Below are 17,128 nucleotides of genomic sequence, written 5' to 3' on the forward strand. Positions count from 1 at the left end.
TGTAAGCCTGGCGGTTGTTCTCAAGGTTCAACGACGATGTTCAACGATAAAGTTGAAGATATGGACCTGCTGGGAATGCTTGCGAACAAGCCGCGACTGCTTGCGTTGGGTGAGCCGACGCATCTGGAGAACGACCTGCTCCGCCTGCGCAACAAGGTGTTTCGGCAGCTCGTCGAGGACGAGGGATATCGGACGATCACGCTGGAGTCCGACTGTCTGATGGGGCTGGTGGTGGACGACTACGTGACGTCGGGGATCGGGGATCTCGACGAGGTGATGGCGACCGGGATCAGCCATGAGTGGGGTGGGCTTGCGGGGAACCGTGAGTTGGTGCAGTGGATGCGGGAGTTCAACGAAGGGCGGGTGGACCCCGTGCGGTTCGCCGGGTTCGACGGTCCGCTGGAGACCGCGGGCCCGGCCAGTCCGCGACCGGTGCTCACCACACTCCACACGTACCTCGCCAACTGGCTCGACGCTGACCTGCTCCCTTGTACGTCGGACGCTCTCGACGACCTGCTTGGTTCGGACGAGCGCTGGATCAACCCGGCCACGATGATGGATCCAACCCAATCGATCGGGCAGACCGCCAACGCCGAACGCCTCCAACAGCTCGCGGGCGAACTCGCGGTCCTGGTCGACACTGAAACGCCGTACCTGATCGAAGCCTCCTCTCGCGAGGACTGGCAGCGCGCCCGCCTCTACGCGCGAACCGCCACCGGCCTCCTGCGCTACCACTACTGGATGGCCGATCAGTCCGACCGCCGCATCGCGCGCCTGCTCGCTCAGCGGGACTCGATGATGGCGGCCAACCTGCTCGACCTCGTCGACCGCGGCCCGACGCTGGTGTTCGCGCACAACTCCCATCTGCAGCGGGAGAAGAGCAGCATGAACATGGCCGGCGCCAACCACGAGTGGTGGAGTGCCGGTGCACTGGTCAACGCACACCTCGGTGAGCAGTACGCCTTCTTCGCAACCGCTCTCGGCACGATGCGGCACCGCGAAGTGGACACTCCGCCTGCAGGCACCATCGAAGGCGTCCTCTACGCACAGGACCGGCAACTGATCGACCCCCGCACCCTCACCGCGCCTCTGCAGCCCAGAGTCTCCCCCTGGTTCGGGTACGCCGCCCTGGACCCGGCACACCTGCCCAGCATCGACGGGATCGTGTTCGTCAAGGACATCAAACCTGCCTGAGTAGGCCGAATTCGCCCTTGCCTGTCAACTTTTCGCACCTCCCGGACATAACCCCTATGTCCACCCATCTGTGAGGACTCAGTGGAGGTGCTATGAGGAAGGGACGTAGTCGTCCCGCCGTGGCTGCCCTGGCGGTACTGATCGCCGGCAGCAGCATGTTCGGCGGTACGGCGGCAGCGGGCGAAACGCGGAGCGACAAGCCAACGGCGCAGCAGCGTGGTCCGCTTGGCGACATCACGTTGATCACCGGCGACCGGGTCACGCTGCTCGGCGACCAGCCGGCGAAGATACGGCCGGGCAAGGGCCGGGAGAACGTCAAGTTCATCCAGCGCAAGGAGGTCAACGGCGACCTCATCGTCATACCGCTGGACGCCCAGGCGGCGATCCGGTCCGGTGAGTTGGACGCGCGGCTGTTCAACGTCACGCGGCTGATCAAGCATGGGTACGGCGACAAGTCGCGATCCGATATCCCGTTGATCGTCAGCGGTCCGGTGGCACTGCGGTCCGGTGCGAGCAGCGCCCGCAGCCTGCCGAGCGTCGGCGGTACGGCGGTTCGGGTCGGCAAGGCAACGCCGTACTGGACTGGTGCCCGGACGGCGTTGCGTGCCAAGGGCAAGCAGTGGATCCGCCTGGACGGGCCGGTGCGGGCGTTCCTGGACAAGAGCGTGCCGCAGATCGGTGCGCCCGAGGCGTGGAAGGGCGGACTCACCGGCAAGGGCACCGAGGTCGCCGTACTGGACACCGGAATCGACACCACGCATGACGATCTGAAGGACGCGGTCGTTGCGGCCAAGGACTTCACCGAGAGTGCGACCGGTACGGCGGACAAGTTCGGCCATGGCACGCATGTCGCGTCGATCGTGACCGGGGAGGACGACATCTACCGCGGTGTCGCGCCGGACGCCAAGCTGCTCAACGGCAAGGTCCTCGACGACGATGGCGGCGGGTACGACTCGGGCATCATCGCCGGGATGGAGTGGGCCGCGCAGTCCGGTGCCGAAGTGATCAACCTGAGCCTCGGTTCCGATTGGCCGAGTGACGGCAGCGATGTCCTCTCACAGGCCGTGAACCGGATCACCGCCGAGAGTGGGGCGCTGTTCGTCATCTCCGCGGGAAACAGCGGCGGTACGCCGGGCGCTCCGGCCGCTGCCGATGCGGCGCTGACGGTCGGCGCGGTCGACCACAACGACAACCTGGCCGAGTTCTCCAGCCGCGGTCCGCGCTGGCTGGACGATGCGATCAAGCCGGACATCACGGCGCCTGGTGTCGACATCGTCGCGGCGAAAGCCAAGGACAGCTTGCTCGCGGACTACTACCCGAACATCGGTCCGGATCACCTGCAGCTGTCCGGTACGTCGATGGCCGCACCGCACACCGCTGGAGCCGCAGCGATCCTCGCTCAGCAGCACCCGGACTGGAAGGCCGGCGAGCTCAAGGCCGCACTCATGGGTACGGCGAAGGCGAACCCGAAGCTGAATGTCTTCGAGCAAGGGGCCGGCCGGGTCGACGTCGCCGCGGTGGTGAAGTCGACTGTCCGCGCTTCGGTCGGCAGCATCAGCAACGGCGTCGTCCGCTGGCCGCACAACGACGACAAGCCGATCGGTCGCGAGGTCACCTACTTCAACACCGGCGTGGCTCCGGTCACGCTGGATCTCACTGCAGCTGTGACAGGTCCGGACGGCAAGGCGGCTCCGGCCGGCATGTTCACCGTGTCGCCGGCATCGCTGACCATCCCGGCCGGCGGCAAGGCGACCGCGACGGTCACCACCAACACCGCCGTACCGGGGGCTGACGGTGTGTACAGCGGCGTGCTCTCGGCCGGTCCGGTGCGGACGCCGATCGCGGTCACCCGCGAGGTGGAGAGCTACGACATCAAGCTCAACTACGTCGATTTCGACGGTAAGCCGACGACGAACTACTTCTTCCGGTTCGTCGGCCTCGTGGACCCGACAGTCGCCGTACCGAAGGAGAGCGACGGCAGCACCGTGATCGCCCGAGTGGTCAAGGGCCAGCACTACTTCGAGACCTACGTCGCGAACGAGGACGGCGCCAAGTCGACCAACCTCGCCGAACCGACGTTCACGGTCGACGGGCCGAAGGAGATCACCATCGACGCGCGGTCCGGCGTACCGGTCGGCTTCCAGGTGGACAAGCCGGACGCGGTGTCCACGACCGCGGCGTACGGGTTCTATCGAGACACCGTCTGGGGCGGCGACGAGGCGACCGGCCTCACGGCGGTCGGGACCACGTTCGACGACATGTACGTGGTGCCGAGCCGGACTTCCGCCGCAGCGGCCGAGTTCCGCTACATGACGCTCGAGGTCAAGTCGGCACCGAAGAACTCGAGCTACATCTATCAGTTGGAGCGCAACGACCTCGGCAAGATTCCGAGCAAGCTGGTGCACCGGGTGCACGACAGGTCGCTGGCTCGCGTGCGGTCGGAGCACACCGGCAGCAAGCCTGGCACGTTCGGTATTCGCGACTACAGCGTCACCCGGCCGCTGCCGTTCACGCTGGACGAGCTCTACTCACCGGGGACCGAGTGGTACCCGTCGTTCATCGAGACCACGGATCCTGAGGACGATCGAGGCTTCGCTAACCAGTTCGTTAGTGCACCGAAGAAGTACGGGACCGGCCGGACGGCGACCGAGCGGTGGGGTCTCCCCGTGTTCGGCCCGGGTCTCCCGTCGTACCGGGACAGCAACGATGCCGCAGGACGCCTGGGCGACCGGATGGAGCTCAGCATCCCGCTGTACTCCGACCAGAACCCCGGCAACTTCGGCTACTCGATGGCCGAAGGCACCACCGTGCTGACGAAGGACGGCAAGGAGGTCGCGACGAGCGACTTCCCGGGGTACCTCGAGGAATCCACGGTTCCGTCCGGGCCGGCGACGTACCAGCTCCATACGGAGGGCACGCGGGACAACCCGCTGTCGTCGCGGATCGTTGCTGACTGGACGTTCCACTCCGACACCGTCGCGGGTAAAGAGGCGGCTGCGCTGCCGCTTGTGGCCGTCCGGTTCGCCCCACCGGCGAACGCCTCGGCCAAGGTGCCGACTCTGGTCCCGATCACGGTCGACAACAACGCCGGCCACCGGAGTCGCCTCGATTCCCTGTCCGTCTCCCACGACGGCGGCGCGACTTGGAAACCCGCCAAGTTCTACACCGCCGCCGGTAAGACCTTCGCCCTCATCAAGCATCCCGCTGGTGCGAAGGCCGTCTCCCTGAAAGCCACGGCATCCGATGCCCAAGGCAACAAGGTGGACCAGACCATCACCAACGCGTTCCTGCTGAAGTAGCAGTCGCTGGGGTACCGCCTTACCGCGGTACCCCAGCCGCTTGGAGCTTGTTGGGCCAGGGGAACGGAAGCGGGTCGCCGCTGGCCTGCCACTGGTTGCTCAGGTCGCGCAGCGTCTCGGTTGCCAGCGCAATGGCGGCGTCGTCGTACGGACAGGGCGCGGCCTCGGTGACGCCCCACATCTCCCGGACCCTGGCGTACGGCGTCGCCCAGTCGTGCTCGACCGCTTCGTGGATCGCGCTCGAGATCGACTCGCTGATGCCGATGCTGTTCCGCGCTTTCAAGATGCGAGTACTCCGAACCTTCGCATCGTGCCGTCGCTTCCCCGCCGTCTGCTCCATGCTGTCGAACACGACACCGGCCGCGATACAGCCGAAGATCCCATCGGGCATCCCGAGTTCGCGCTCGGTGACGGCATGCGCGAGATCGTGCGGCACCCGGTGCTTTCGCGAGTACGACCGCAAGGTGAACTCGACCCCATCCACCCGCCGGATCAACGTGAAGCACTCCCCGCGCGGATCATGAACGAATGTCAGCTCCATCGTCCCAGCGTGATCCCGCGGCACGCTCGGCGCCACCGGTTTTCCCAGCCGGTGGGCATCGTTGCTCCAGGCCCGGAAAATTCCTGGAACCGGCTTCTGAGAACGCGCGTCGTAGGCACATCAACCGCGAGGCCGAGCACGGCCTCACCTGGAATCGCATGGGAGCTGACGATGGGCAAGGCCGAGCGGGAAGCACGCCGGGACGAGCGGGCGGGAGACAAGGCGATCAGCCTCATGCAGGTGCACAACAAGGTCGTCCAGCGGCTCGAGAAGAACGGGCAGAACGCGGCTGCGGAGAACATCAAGGCGCACGGCGGCCGGTGGGACTCGCAGGACCTCCGGGCCGAACGCGATCGCTGACACCTTCTCGAAGGCCCAGGTAGCCACGGGGCTGCCTGGGCTTTCGGTTGCCTAGAGCAACGCTTCGATCCAGGTGTCGTGGTTCTGCTCGATGTAGGTGGCGGTCGGTCCCCAGTAGTTGCCGTGGCCTTCGGCATAGAGGCGGGACCACGGTTGCTCGCCGGTTTCGTGGCCGTGGACCAGCAGGTCGTACATCGCGCGGGTGTGTTGGGCGATCTGGGCAGGGAAGGCACGCCGCTGCTCGGCATCGAGTCCGTAGCCGTCCACCAGCGCGCGGAGTCGCGGTCCGTCGACCTGCGGGTCGCCATCTGGGGCGAACGGTAGGAAGCCGGTTGCGGCGTACCCGAGGTCCCACAGCCGTGTCGCCGGGCCGATGTTGTCCCAATCGATGAAGACCCAGCGGTCGCCGTCGCGAACCAGGTTCCACGGGGCCAGGTCACCGTGGCAGATCAGATCGCCGCCTGCCGGGTCGGTGATCACCGGCCGCCAATCCGCATCTGCCGGCGGCTCGAATGTGTCCATCGTGTCGTGCAGTTCGCGGATCAGTCGGCCGAGTCGCCGTAACTCCTCGTTGGAGAAGCGCGGCAAGGTGTCGGCCAGGGCGCCTGGGATGTATTCGAGGATGTGTCGCCCGCGGTCGTCGATCCCTAGCGTTCGCGGCGCGCTCTCGAAGCCCTTGTCTGCAAGGTGATTCAGGGCAGCCTCGACGCCTGCGGTCTGCGGCAGTGCGGGTTTGCGCACGGTCTCGCCGATCCGGATGACCTCCGCGGCGACGTTCCCTCCGGTCAGCACCTCTTCGAACTCCACCCCTAGATCATGCCTCGCCTCGGGCCTGGCCGTCGCTCCAATAATCAGCGGTGGGTGCTGGTCAGGATGTGAGCCGGGAGGTCGAGCCACCAGGTCGCTGCGGCCTGGGAGTCGTACGGCGTCCGCGGGTCTGCTCGTAGTTGTTCGAGCGCTGCCCGTTGGCCGGTGATGCCCGCGCTGTAGGCGAGCCCGCGGAAGATCTCGACATCCGTCGGCCTCGCGAGTCGCTGGGCGATGGTGGACCGCCACCAGTCAGGCGAGGTATCACGGCCGAGGTGGGCGAGGGCGAAGGCGGCGACGCGGACTGTCTCGTTTGGTACCCCGGCCGCAGTCACGATCCGTTCGGCGAGCCGTAGCTCCGGCTCGCCGCCGAGCGCCCGGAGCGCGGCGAGTACGGTCGTGCTCCACCCCGCCGGCCCCGCCAGGGACGCCCCGAGCTCCTGCCTCAGCGCCGCCGCGAGAGGCCGCCGGTACGGCGTCGCGGCGAGCGTGAACGAAGCCCCGAGCTGACTATCAGGTTCCCGGTGGAACAACAGACAATGCACCAGCTCGCCGAGTACGTCGTACTCGGCCGGATCCGGACCGTCGACCTGAGCGATCGCGCGACTCGTTACCCGGTCGACGACGTTCCGGCGCGCATCGTCCGGCGGCACCGGCTCCCGTCGTACCGGAGAGATCGCCGTCAACCGCTGCACGAGGTCGCTCGACGAGGCGTCGAACGTGTCGCCGGAACCAGCCAACGGCTGGAGCACAGCCAGCACCTGCCCGCGCTGCGCCGGTTTGAGCCGACCGCGCCAGACCGTCTCGGCCAGTCCGGCAACAGCCCCGGCCAGAGCGCGGTCGTTGGTGGGGTTGTGCACCTGCGACACCAGCGCCGCAATCGAGTCGCTGTGATCGCTCGCCCCGAGCGCAGCGACCGTGGAGGTCATCGCCTGATGATGCCGGAGCCCCGCAGCGGACGCGCACGCGTCGATGGCCGCCGTGCCACCCGTGGGGTGATTGAACAGCCGAGCGAGCGCCTCGTAACGCTGAGCCCACGCCGTCCCGTCAGCCACCAGCATCTCCGTCAACAGCCGCTGCGCCATCGACTCCCACATCCGCGGCGGCAGGAACGCCGCCGGCCACTGCGCGAGCAGTCCGGTCAGCTCATCCCACTGCGGCCCAGTCACGATCGCCGACGAGCACACCTGATCCAGCAGCACGCCGACCCTGCTGCCATGTGCTGTCAGTTGCTGGAGATCGCCTCCGGTCGCGGTCGCCAGGGGGCGCGAGTGGCGGGTCAGACCGGGCAGGAGGTCGAATACCGCAGTCAGGCGGCCGGTCGGCAGGTGCAGCAGTTCTTCGTAGCGTTTGATTGCATCGCGAGGTACGACGACCAGTCCGGCTTCCCAGCGTTGGATAGTGGAGACATGCACGGCCTGCACCCGCTCACCGTCCGGCCAAGCGCGCGCGAAGACAGACCGATTCCGGAAGCTCGTGTCGGTACCCAGAGTCCGGCAAGCACGCAGCATCCACCCCAGCCACTGTCGGACCCGCACGGCACCCCCACCCCCTCTCCACCAGCACAGCAGTCGTTCTGACCCCCGGCAACACCAATGGGCATGTTCCGAGTCCCTCCAACGCACCTGACCCCTAGAGTTGCCGTGTGGACATGGACGCGTACCAGCAAGCCGCGCTGCGCACCGCCGCCCCCAGGGACAAGAAGAACGAGCTGTTCCATCTCCTGCTCGGGCTCGTCGGCGAGACCGGGGAGATCGCCGAGAAGGCGAAGAAGATCGTCCGCGACCACGACAGCGACTTCGCGCAGTGGGATATCGAGGATCTGACGAAGGAACTCGGCGACGTCCTGTGGTACATCGCAGTGATAGCGGACCACTTCGACGTACCACTCGAAGATGTTGCCCAGCGCAACATCGCCAAACTAGCCGACCGGCAGCAGCGGGCCGTGCTCGGCGGCAGCGGTGACAACCGCTAGTTGCCGCTCAGTCTTTCCGACGCGCCACGACTCGTGTCAGACCAAGCGTTTGTCCGCCATCGGCCCGAAGCATCTGAGCCTCCTCCTGTGCCGGCAAACCGTTGTCCTGATCGCACGCCTCATTCCACTGCAACCAGTCCCGCCACCCCTCCGGCACCCGATCCGCGACCTCGACGGTGACCAACCCAGTCTTCTCCCAATGCCGCCGCCACCAATCGGCGCTATGCCAAGCGCAGAAGTCCCACTTCCAGTACGGCGCCAAATGCGGCGGCGGTAGCGCTTCGTACTCCTCCGCCAACCCAGGCTGCACAATCCCGATCTGCCCACCGGGCTTCACGAACCGTGAGTAATAGCCGAGATAAAGATCATCGGTCCCGAAGTAGTGATAGGCCCCGATACTCACGAGCGCATCAAAGAACCCCTCACCAAACGGCAACCCATGCGCCTCCGCATAAACCGGATGCACCAACTGTTCCACCCCGGCCTCACGCACCCGACGCAAATTCTCATCCGGCTTGACCCAAAGATCCGTCGCCCACACCTCAACCCCGAATTCCCTGGCCAGGAAGATCGAACTGAGCGCCGTACCGCACCCCATATCAAGCACCCGCATCCCAGCCCCAAGCGACATCACCTCACTCAAAGCCTCCGCCTGCCACACCGGATTCGGCCCCATCCCCCCATCAATCATCCACCGACCCGAATACCCCGCAGCCCGCGGATACCGCCCATTCCTCAACAGCTCCGCCAGCGCCGCGTCATCCATGCGCTCAACTCTCCCCACCCCAAGCAACCGATTATTCATCGCACACTCAGGGGTAGCGGGAACTATCCTGCTCGGCATGAGTGATTTCGTCCCGGTAGCTCGGCCTACGACCGTCTTCCTTTCCGGGTCTGCCGGCTCGGGCAAGACAACCGTTCTCCGGTTGAGCCACGACCTGAAACTCAGCACCTGGGGCCGGACCGCCGCGATCGACACCGACCAACTGTTTCTGATGGTCGACCCGCACTGGGATCTCCCGTACGACGATGCCCGCACCGCACTCGCACTGCGCCAAGCCGCGCAGCTCACGCAATCGTTCTTCAGCGCTGACTACGAGAACGTCCTTATCGCCGGCAACGCCATCCACGACGCCATCGACCTGAATCCGGTCATTCCAGACCTCCTGCAACTAGGCCGGGTCTTCCACCTCACCTTGGATCCCTCCGAAGAAGCAATTCTCCAGCGCACTGCCGCAGACGCGGACCGCTCACCGGCCCACCTCATCAGCGACCTCCAGCACCAACGAGTCAAGCGCTGCCCATGGTCCGCGCCCATTGACAACTCGACCCTCACACCGCTCGAAACGCTCCAGAAGATCGCCCACCTGGTCCAAGCGGGCGAGGGGGAGATCCACGGACTCGTCTAGGCGCTGAGCGGAATGGTTGGCTCGGCGGCGGAGCTAGACTATTATCTGATTAGATAACGCATCGGGAGAGCTTGAGATGGACAAGGACAGCCAGGCGGTCACTGAGTTGCTGAACCGCGCCCTCGCCGAGAGCGGGTTGTCTCAAGCTGCCTTTGCCACTGCTCTCGGCACCTCTGCCTCCCGCTTCTCCACCTATCGCTCCGGCAGGACCAAACCCACGGCGCAGTTCTTCTTGAGAGCCGGCCGGATTGCACGCGCTTTGCAGGCAGCGCATGAGTACCGGATCATGACCTCGATCGACACGGCGACAGCCATTCGCGAGGCAAGGGATGAGGACTGGGCCTGGCGAATGCTCCTGCAAGGCCGTGATCACCTGCGCTTGCTGCTGGGCCGTCGCGATGGCTCCGAAGCCGCGTGGGAGGCAGCGCCCACCACGACCGGTCGGGCCGGATTCGACACCTTGCTCGCCGTACTGACTGCCCGCGAGTTCCAGGCAGCCGGCGAAGATTCACCCCAATGGACCAAAGTCGAGGGTCTCGCCGATCCATGGGTCCCCGCGCATCCCTTCCTGGAGTACGACGAGATCATCGAGCAAACGCCGGACTACCTGGCAGATGCCAACATCTTCGTCCCTGCCCGTGACCTGGTGACCGCATGAGCAACACCCGCCACGAGTTCGCGGCCGCCGAGATCATCGACCTACTCGCGGACCTCGACAAGCGACTGAAATCGCGCGACATTGCAGCAGCCGTATTCGTGGTCGGCGGTGCCGCGATCGCCGTGACCTCGGACGGCAACCCCCGTCGTACTGAGGATATCGATGCCATCACACGCGACGATGCCGTCGTCGAGGAGGCGCTTGCGATGGCCATCCAGCGCAAGCTGCCCGAAGACTGGCTGAACACCCGGGCCAGCGCGTGGATGCCGCCGCTGCCGGAGGGCGCACTCCAGCACGCCGATGCACCCGGTCTGCACATCACCTACGCCACCGACGAGTTCCTGCTGGCGACCAAGCTGATTGCCCAACGCCGCAAGGACGCCGCCGACATAGTCACCCTCACGAAACGTCTGCACATGGAGAACGCGTCGGCAGCAGATCTCGAGCAGCTGATCTCCCGCTACTACACCGACAAGGATTCGCTCGAGTTCATTCTCGACGGCACGGACATCGATCGCGAGATACACCTCCTGGCAGTCAGAGCCGAGCGCCTGCTGGCAAATCAGCCACCCAGTTCGACGCCGACGATGCGACCTGACGGCGCCAAACCTCCCGTCGTACGTCGCCCTGATCGCGGCGCCTCCCCGGAGCACAGCTAGCCAGGCTGCATCCGTGCCATATCTCGTGGCAACCGGGCAGCGGCTCGGACAAGATGCCGGTATGGATCTCTACCCGCCGATCGAGCCCACCGAGTCCCGACATCTCGACGTCGGCGACGGGCACTCCGTCTACTGGGAGACGGTCGGTTCGCCCGACGGGACCCCGCTCGTGTGGCTGCACGGCGGGCCGGGAGCGCCAGCATCTGCCGGGACGCGCCGGTACTTCGACCCTGCGCAGTACAGGGCGGTCATCCTCGACCAACGCGGCTGCGGCCGCAGCCGACCGCTGGCGAGCGACCACCGGGCTGACCTGACGACCAACACCACCGACCACCTGATCCGCGACCTCGAGCAGTTGCGCGTCCACCTCGGCATCGACCGATGGGTCGTGGCCGGCGTCTCGTGGGGTGTGACCCTTGGCCTCGTCTACGCCGAGCGATATCCCGAACGAGTCCTCGGCCTGGTCCTCGCCGCCGTGACATCTGGCCGCCTACGCGAAACCCAGTGGATCACCCGCGACATGGGGCGAGTATTTCCCCGCGAATGGGATCGCTTCGTCGACCTGGTCCCCGAAGCCGACCGCGGCGGTGACCTGAGCGCGGCGTACGCCCGACTCCTAGCCAGCCCAGATGCGGACGTCCGCGACGAAGCAGCCCGACGCTGGTGCGAGTGGGAGGACACCCACGTCTCCCTAGCCCCCGATCACACCCCGCAACTCGTGCACGAAAGCCCAACCTGGCAACAAGTCTTCGCCCGCCTGGTAACCCACTACTTCGCCCACGGCTGCTTCCTCGCCGACAACGAGGTGCTAGCCAACCTCCACCGAATCGCCCATCTCCCCGCCACCCTCATCCACGGCCGCCACGACGTCTCCGGCCCCCTGGACACAGCCTGGCAACTCCACAAAGCCTGGCCCACCAGCCACCTAATAGTCGTAAACGACGCCGGCCACTTCACCGGCACCATGCTCGAAGAACTCCTCAAAGCCCTCAACGCCATAAAAGGCTGCGCGACCTGAGGCTCAACCGACGATGATGGTGCGATGCCTGAAAAACACTCACGCCGTGTATCTGGTGGCAGAGCCTTCTATCTGACCGAGCGTCTCTGGGAGTTGTCGGCGGACCTCCCCGTTGAGGCAGTACCGATCGACGCCATCGAAGCGTTCGACGAGGACTGCTGGTTCGGAGGCGCGCCGGTCACCTGCCGAATGGTCGCTCGCCACGCCGGCCTCATCCAGAATGCCGACCTCAGCTACCCAGTCATCCTGTCGGCCGACGGCCGCCTGATGGACGGCGGGCACAGAATCTCCAAGGCCTGGCTCAACGGCATGACGACGATCAACGCCGTACGGTTCACGGTTGACCCGGACCCCGACTACTTCGAGTGGGATTCCGCGTAACGGTTCAACGCGCTCGCCCAGAGGCGTGAGATCACATGGTTCATCGGGCCGTGGTGAAGCAGGAACAACATGATCTTGTCTCGGGTACGGCGGGGATCGTTGGAACTCCACTCGACCTCAAGCCGACTGCCGCCACCATCGCCCGGCGCGATCCGAACCGAACCCGACCCGTGGCCCCCGTAACTGCTCTCTTCCTCCGTCCACCGAACGACGGTGGGGTCGGACCAGTCGTACCGAGCGACAACCCAGAACGGCGAACCAGGCGTGCTCTCCCGAGCCACCGCCCACGAGTCACCGAGCCCGCGCACCTCGAACGTCTTCGGGTCGAGCGTCCGGCTCCAGATCTGAACCCGACGATCCGAGAAGTCGGTCAAAGCACGGAGTACCTGCTCAGGTGACGCCCGAGTGATCACGTTGAATCGCACCCGATCAGTTGAGCACTCCCGCCCGGTCGCGTCCAGCGGTTGACATCCCAATCGTGTCAGGCTTAGCCTGACAAATGCGTCAGGGAAACCCTGACAGAACTGGGGGCATCATGCCGGACGCAATCATGCGTTGCTCGTTCTGCGGAAAGGACAAGACCGAGGTGGAACGGCTCATAGCCGGCCCTGCGGTCTTCATCTGCGACGAATGCGTCGGCCTCTGCGAACAAATCCTGAAAGACCAGCCCACACAGCCGTTCCCCCCACTGGACGGCAAGACCGACGAGGAACTACTGGCCGACGTAGCGCGACTCCACCTGTCTCGCGGCCAACTAGAGAACGCCGTACAGGAACGAGTCCAGCACCTCCGCTCCCGCTCGGTGACCTGGGCCAGGATCGGCGAAACCCTAGGCATGAGCCGCCAATCCGCCTGGGAACGCTTCTCCGGCGAGGAGTGAACCTCCGGCTGGACGACCGACTGCCACGCCAGGACCAGGTCTGGATCACCGAGTTCATCGATGCAAACGAACTGGGCCTCGCGCTCGAACAGATGGCGGATGCCCTGTCCGAGGATGACTGCCCCATTTCGCCGGAAGAGCGCGCCGACATGCGGCCGAGCGTGTCAATTGAACCGCCACGAGCACAATTCGCTGTGGTAATCTCGATGTCGCAGGCGCGGGTTCAACCCCGGTCGTAGGGCGCAACGGCAGCAGCCGAAAGGGCAAGGCCCACCTACTTCAAGACCGAAGAGGGAGCGCCATGCCCAAGCTCGAAACCTACAAGAAGCAAGCGAAACTACTCGTTCGCTGGCACCGCGACCAGAACTTCTCAATCGGCGGCCGCATCCGACAGCTCGAGCGCTATCGCACGTTGTCCGACCGCGAAGCACTCGCGCTGAAGTTTCCCCTGACCGAAGCCCAAGAGATCATCGCCCTCGAAGCCGGCTGCGCCAGCTGGGCCGAACTCAAGGCAAGCACCGAAGCGGCCCCACCCACCAGCGAGCAGCCGGAGACTCCGGACGCGGCAGTCGCGAGCGCCAAACCGGTCCTGTACGTCGCCGACGTCAATGCCGCGGCCACGTTCTACCGGGACCAGCTCGGCTTCCGCATCGACTTCGTGCACGGCAATCCGCCGTTCTACGGATCGGTATCGCGCGACGGCGCAACCCTGCACCTGAAGCTCGTATATGAGCCGGTGTTCGCGGCCGGTGCCGCGAAACGACAAGAGCTCATCATGGCATTCATCGATACGCCGAACGTACGCGAGCTGTACGCGGAATACCTAGCCGCCGACGCCGAGATCGTCCAGAAACTGACCAAACAAGCGTGGGGCGGCACAGACTTCATCGTGCGCGACCCAGACGGCAACGCAATCGCCTTCGTCGGCTGAGGCCTGACCGGTTGCGGTCAACCACGACCTGAAGAACCCAACCGGTCAGAAACCAACGACACGCCTGACAGTTCGATACCACAGTTGCCCCGTCCCCCTGATAGCCGCCAGGTCAGCGCGGTAGGTGGCCTGCCGATCGAGCGGCCAGGGGGACGGAGCCAAGTCGTCGGGTGATGCGCGGCAGTCATCTGCCAGGTGATCTGCGCCAGCCAAAGGGTCGGATCGTGGCATGAGTTTCGTCAGGTCGTCGGCTCGTCGAGGACGAGGTGCTGTCCGCCGTCGACCAGCTCACGACAGATGTCAAGGTGTCCGGCATGAGTGGCCGTCTCGACGATCACGTGCAACAAGACCTCTCGCAGGGAGGAGTACGGCGGGTCGCCGCTGCCCTCGAACCACCAGACCGGCTCCGCGTTCAGCGGCAACTCGGCAACAGCCGCCGTGGCCAGCCTGCACTCGTCGGCGTACTGCTCGAGAAGCTCCTCGTCGCTTTGGAGGTCGGGCGCGGTCCAGCCGTCGTACCCCTGAGGAAGATCTACCTGCTCACCAGCCATGACTGCTCGAAACCACACACGCTCGACGTCCAGGGTCAGGTGCCTGATGACCCCTCGGGGTGTCCAGCCCGAGGGCACCTGAGAGCGGCGGCGAGCCTCGGCCGGCATCGCCATGACCTGTTCCACAACATGCGCCCGCTGCCCATCGAGCCACTCAAGCAGCTCGCGCTTCGTGGTCTGCTCTCTATTCATGTCCACGCCTACAGTCAACCTGCCGGACGAGGAGGCGACCGCACCTGCCTTGTGCCGAGTTAGCAAGAGCGTTAGCAAAGTCCGGCTCCGGACATGCAAAACCCAGGTCATCAAGTTCCTGATCTGGGGTTTCTTGCGCGCTCGGAGGGATTCGACCCCCAACCTCCTGGTCCGTAGGAGCCTGCATCATCTAGAAGCAAGCACACCACCCGGCGGGGCAATGAGCCCCCCGGAGCGCAGGCGGTCAGACTTTGAATGGTCGTTGGGGTACGAGTGGGGGACGAGCCTTTGCCTTGGACATCCCTCTGCGGTCGTCGCATACTCGTCGAGGGTTCGCCCGCTCGTCGTGGCACTCCATCGAGCTGGCTCAAAACCTTAGACTCCAGCCGTGTCCAGTCTTCCGGATAATCGCGTCCTCACTGAGATCATCGAGGCGTCGCTACGCAATGCCACACGCCTGTCTGACGATGCTGAGAAACTCCTCACGGCCGGCTCCGCCCCCACGGCTCACGCACTCGCTGTGCTCTCACTGGAGGAGACGGGCAAGGCGCTGCTCTGCCGGACGGTCTTGCAAGATCCGACCGCAGCGTCTGCCGAGAGCTTTGGCAAGCAGTTCGTGAGCCATCAAGCAAAGCTGGGCTACGTCCTGTCCGCCCTTGCCCTCCTCGCGACCTTCGCGGACCTCGTGAGTTCCACCCTCGCGGGGCGGCCGGGCCGCGAACCTCTGGGTGACGCTGAGTGGAAGGCATTCATCCGGGGCCAAGTCACCAGCCGTCACGCTCGGAAGATGACCGGACTGTATGTAGACACCGACCCGACCGCAGGGGTCGTTGAGCCAACCGTCGTCACGGAAGAGGAAGCAACCGAAGCGATCCAGGCCGCGGCGATGTCCCAGGCTCTTGTCGCCCTGTTGCCTCTGCCGTCTCCCACGACCAGCTGAGCACGGAGGACCCGATGACGTTCATGGACAAGACACGCTGTAGGGCTGTAGCCAATGTGTCGAGTGCGCTCGTCCCCTGGGCTCGCGCCCGACATGAGAAGTGGGGAAAGCAGGATGTGGTCGTCTTCGACTTCCTACCGGGCGTGCAGGTGGTGCTGATGCCCGTTCAGGGCGGCGCCTGGTTGCTAGGAGGTGCGACTGAGGCGGCAGATGTGATTGGAGAATGGCTTCCGGCGAGTCTCGGAGTGACGGCCCCGGATGGCGGACAGATCGTTGCAGGCACGGCATTGGCGAGCCTCATGGATCGATATCACGATATTGCGGTGGACGAGACGAACTCTGTGGAACTTCATGTGGAGGCGGCTGAGCGATTTACTGCGCTCCGAGCGATCGGTTGAAGTCACCGATGCTTGCCTCGTCCTCCTGATAGCTGCCCGGACAATCGAGCGACCAGGGGACGGGGCCGAGCCGCCAGCCTAATGCGGATGCTCGGGCCTGGATGGTCGGGTGAGCACTTCGGGATCGGGTGAACGCAGATGGTGCGCGTTGATCCTTAAGAGGTCAATCCGGCGGTACAGGGGCCGGAGGTTCGCTGAATAGCACGAGCCTGTCGGCGTGGGGGGGCGAGGACTGCTACCGCGCCAGCTCGCGGGGCAGAACCACCGCGGTCACTCAGCGGGCTGCGGCTCCGGCACCAGTCGGGACAATCGGCTGGGGGCCATCGCCCTGTAGAGCTAGGACTCAAGCCCTTCCATGGACGGGCAGCCTCACCAGCCGCGGATCATTCGAAGTAGCTACTGAGCAACGTCATCGGATGTATGCGCCGCAGATGTCGACCGGTGTTGCGAATGCCGTCGGCAACTTGCTTGGCCTCTGAGGCGTCGATTCGGCCTGCTCGGACGGAGGCCCGCAGTACATCAATCGTGTCCTGAGCCCTCTCCGGACCGAGCCGCCTACTGACAAGGTCGTAGGCAGCGTTGTCGTCAGTGATGACGCCGCAGTGCTCAACGTCGGCGAGCACGATGCACTCAGCCTCTCCCAAATGATCCAGCCCCGATACGCCACCGCCGCCAAGTGCGATCTGTGTTTGGAACACGGCAACAAGGTGTTCGGGTGGGATGTCGGCGGGGCTGGCTAGTGTCGAGCTGGCGAGGATGTCGCGGCATGCTTCGTTGCTTTCGTAGCCGGCGAGTACCTCGCTGTGCACGGCTCGGGTCCAATAGGGCGGATCGAAGGTGATCAAATAGTTGACTAGGACGCTCAGGCGGCCGGCGTGTGCGAAATGCTGAAGGGTGACTGTGTCGGCATACCAACGTTCCGCCACCGATGACAC

20 protein-coding genes and 1 pseudogene are annotated in these 17,128 nt (G+C 65.2%); 14 read left to right on the forward strand and 7 right to left on the reverse strand.

Translation table 11 applies throughout. From position 1 onward, the window contains the following. Positions 1–60 precede the first annotated feature (60 nt). Positions 61–1,194 carry an erythromycin esterase family protein gene (locus ACFTSF_RS01775; RefSeq protein ID WP_380151995.1) on the forward strand — a complete coding sequence of 378 codons (1,134 nt, stop codon included), beginning with the start codon at positions 61–63 and terminating at the stop codon, positions 1,192–1,194. 92 nt (positions 1,195–1,286) lie between these two features. Continuing rightward, a complete protein-coding gene (locus tag ACFTSF_RS01780) occupies positions 1,287–4,493 on the forward strand; it encodes a S8 family serine peptidase (RefSeq protein WP_380151996.1) in 3,207 nt (1,068 codons plus the stop codon). A gap of 19 nt (positions 4,494–4,512) precedes the next feature. On the opposite strand, the gene ACFTSF_RS01785 is transcribed toward ACFTSF_RS01780, so the two are convergent. After that, positions 4,513–5,034 (reverse strand): hypothetical protein, encoded by a 522-nt coding sequence (locus ACFTSF_RS01785; RefSeq protein ID WP_380151997.1) that lies wholly within the window; start codon positions 5,032–5,034, stop codon positions 4,513–4,515. A gap of 171 nt (positions 5,035–5,205) precedes the next feature. On the opposite strand from ACFTSF_RS01785, the gene ACFTSF_RS01790 reads away from it, so the two are divergent. Further along, a complete protein-coding gene (locus ACFTSF_RS01790; protein WP_380151998.1) occupies positions 5,206–5,394 on the forward strand; it encodes a hypothetical protein in 189 nt (62 codons plus the stop codon). 51 nt (positions 5,395–5,445) lie between these two features. Here the strand turns inward: ACFTSF_RS01790 and ACFTSF_RS01795 are convergent, their stop codons facing one another. Beyond that, positions 5,446–6,201, reverse strand: a complete 756-nt coding sequence (locus tag ACFTSF_RS01795; protein WP_380152000.1) for a phosphotransferase enzyme family protein — start codon at positions 6,199–6,201, stop codon at positions 5,446–5,448. Positions 6,202–6,245: 44 nt separating this feature from the next. Continuing rightward, positions 6,246–7,616 (reverse strand): hypothetical protein, encoded by a 1,371-nt coding sequence (locus ACFTSF_RS01800; protein WP_380152001.1) that lies wholly within the window; start codon positions 7,614–7,616, stop codon positions 6,246–6,248. A 236-nt stretch (positions 7,617–7,852) separates the two neighbouring features. Here ACFTSF_RS01800 and ACFTSF_RS01805 point away from each other — a divergent pair, with 236 nt between their 5' ends. Then, a complete protein-coding gene (locus tag ACFTSF_RS01805) occupies positions 7,853–8,176 on the forward strand; it encodes a nucleoside triphosphate pyrophosphohydrolase family protein (RefSeq protein ID WP_380153069.1) in 324 nt (107 codons plus the stop codon). A 7-nt stretch (positions 8,177–8,183) separates the two neighbouring features. On the opposite strand, the gene ACFTSF_RS01810 is transcribed toward ACFTSF_RS01805, so the two are convergent. After that, on the reverse strand, positions 8,184–8,942 hold the full coding sequence (locus ACFTSF_RS01810) for an SAM-dependent methyltransferase (protein ID WP_380152003.1): 759 nt from the start codon (positions 8,940–8,942) through the stop codon (positions 8,184–8,186). A 76-nt stretch (positions 8,943–9,018) separates the two neighbouring features. Between ACFTSF_RS01810 and ACFTSF_RS01815 the strand changes: the two genes are divergently transcribed. From ACFTSF_RS01815 to ACFTSF_RS01835, 5 genes are all read left to right on the forward strand, one after another. Then, complete coding sequence (locus tag ACFTSF_RS01815; protein ID WP_380152004.1) at positions 9,019–9,585, forward strand: hypothetical protein; 567 nt, start codon at positions 9,019–9,021, stop codon at positions 9,583–9,585. A gap of 76 nt (positions 9,586–9,661) precedes the next feature. Beyond that, complete coding sequence (locus ACFTSF_RS01820; RefSeq protein ID WP_380152005.1) at positions 9,662–10,243, forward strand: helix-turn-helix domain-containing protein; 582 nt, start codon at positions 9,662–9,664, stop codon at positions 10,241–10,243. Further along, the gene (locus ACFTSF_RS01825; RefSeq protein WP_380152006.1) at positions 10,240–10,902 is read left to right on the forward strand and encodes a DUF6036 family nucleotidyltransferase; all 663 of its coding nucleotides are present in this window, start codon (positions 10,240–10,242) and stop codon (positions 10,900–10,902) included. Before ACFTSF_RS01820 ends, ACFTSF_RS01825 begins: the two co-directional genes overlap by 4 nt. A gap of 13 nt (positions 10,903–10,915) precedes the next feature. Further along, positions 10,916–11,920, forward strand: a complete 1,005-nt coding sequence (gene pip, locus ACFTSF_RS01830; RefSeq protein WP_380152007.1) for a prolyl aminopeptidase — start codon at positions 10,916–10,918, stop codon at positions 11,918–11,920. Between the two features lie 24 nt (positions 11,921–11,944). Then, on the forward strand, positions 11,945–12,301 hold the full coding sequence (locus ACFTSF_RS01835; protein ID WP_380152008.1) for a hypothetical protein: 357 nt from the start codon (positions 11,945–11,947) through the stop codon (positions 12,299–12,301). Here ACFTSF_RS01835 and ACFTSF_RS01840 read toward each other — a convergent pair. Then, positions 12,277–12,726 carry an SRPBCC family protein gene (locus ACFTSF_RS01840; RefSeq protein WP_380152010.1) on the reverse strand — a complete coding sequence of 150 codons (450 nt, stop codon included), beginning with the start codon at positions 12,724–12,726 and terminating at the stop codon, positions 12,277–12,279. The genes ACFTSF_RS01835 and ACFTSF_RS01840 overlap by 25 nt on opposite strands. A 110-nt stretch (positions 12,727–12,836) precedes the next feature. On the opposite strand from ACFTSF_RS01840, the pseudogene ACFTSF_RS01845 reads away from it, so the two are divergent. The 3 genes and pseudogenes from ACFTSF_RS01845 to ACFTSF_RS01855 form a co-directional block, all read left to right on the forward strand. After that, positions 12,837–12,968, forward strand: a pseudogene (locus tag ACFTSF_RS01845) (ClpX C4-type zinc finger protein); the annotation flags it as partial. Continuing rightward, complete coding sequence (locus ACFTSF_RS01850; protein ID WP_380152011.1) at positions 12,932–13,420, forward strand: MafI family immunity protein; 489 nt, start codon at positions 12,932–12,934, stop codon at positions 13,418–13,420. The pseudogene ACFTSF_RS01845 and the gene ACFTSF_RS01850, both read left to right, overlap by 37 nt. Before the next feature lie 62 nt (positions 13,421–13,482). Further along, positions 13,483–14,112, forward strand: coding sequence for a glyoxalase superfamily protein (locus tag ACFTSF_RS01855; protein ID WP_380152012.1), 630 nt, complete (start codon positions 13,483–13,485; stop codon positions 14,110–14,112). 239 nt (positions 14,113–14,351) lie between these two features. Here the strand turns inward: ACFTSF_RS01855 and ACFTSF_RS01860 are convergent, their stop codons facing one another. After that, positions 14,352–14,855, reverse strand: a complete 504-nt coding sequence (locus tag ACFTSF_RS01860; RefSeq protein WP_380152013.1) for a DinB family protein — start codon at positions 14,853–14,855, stop codon at positions 14,352–14,354. A gap of 388 nt (positions 14,856–15,243) precedes the next feature. Between ACFTSF_RS01860 and ACFTSF_RS01865 the strand changes: the two genes are divergently transcribed. Together ACFTSF_RS01865 and ACFTSF_RS01870 are read left to right on the forward strand one after the other, a co-directional pair. Continuing rightward, positions 15,244–15,795, forward strand: coding sequence for an AbiV family abortive infection protein (locus ACFTSF_RS01865; RefSeq protein ID WP_380152014.1), 552 nt, complete (start codon positions 15,244–15,246; stop codon positions 15,793–15,795). A 14-nt stretch (positions 15,796–15,809) separates the two neighbouring features. Next, the gene (locus tag ACFTSF_RS01870; RefSeq protein ID WP_380152015.1) at positions 15,810–16,193 is read left to right on the forward strand and encodes a hypothetical protein; all 384 of its coding nucleotides are present in this window, start codon (positions 15,810–15,812) and stop codon (positions 16,191–16,193) included. A 383-nt stretch (positions 16,194–16,576) separates the two neighbouring features. Here ACFTSF_RS01870 and ACFTSF_RS01875 read toward each other — a convergent pair whose 3' ends face one another. Then, positions 16,577–17,119, reverse strand: a complete 543-nt coding sequence (locus ACFTSF_RS01875; RefSeq protein WP_380152016.1) for a hypothetical protein — start codon at positions 17,117–17,119, stop codon at positions 16,577–16,579. Between the last annotated feature and the right edge of the window lie 9 nt (positions 17,120–17,128).

Source organism: Kribbella sp. NPDC056951 (assembly GCF_042674205.1).
GTDB lineage: Bacteria > Actinomycetota > Actinomycetes > Propionibacteriales > Kribbellaceae > Kribbella > Kribbella yunnanensis.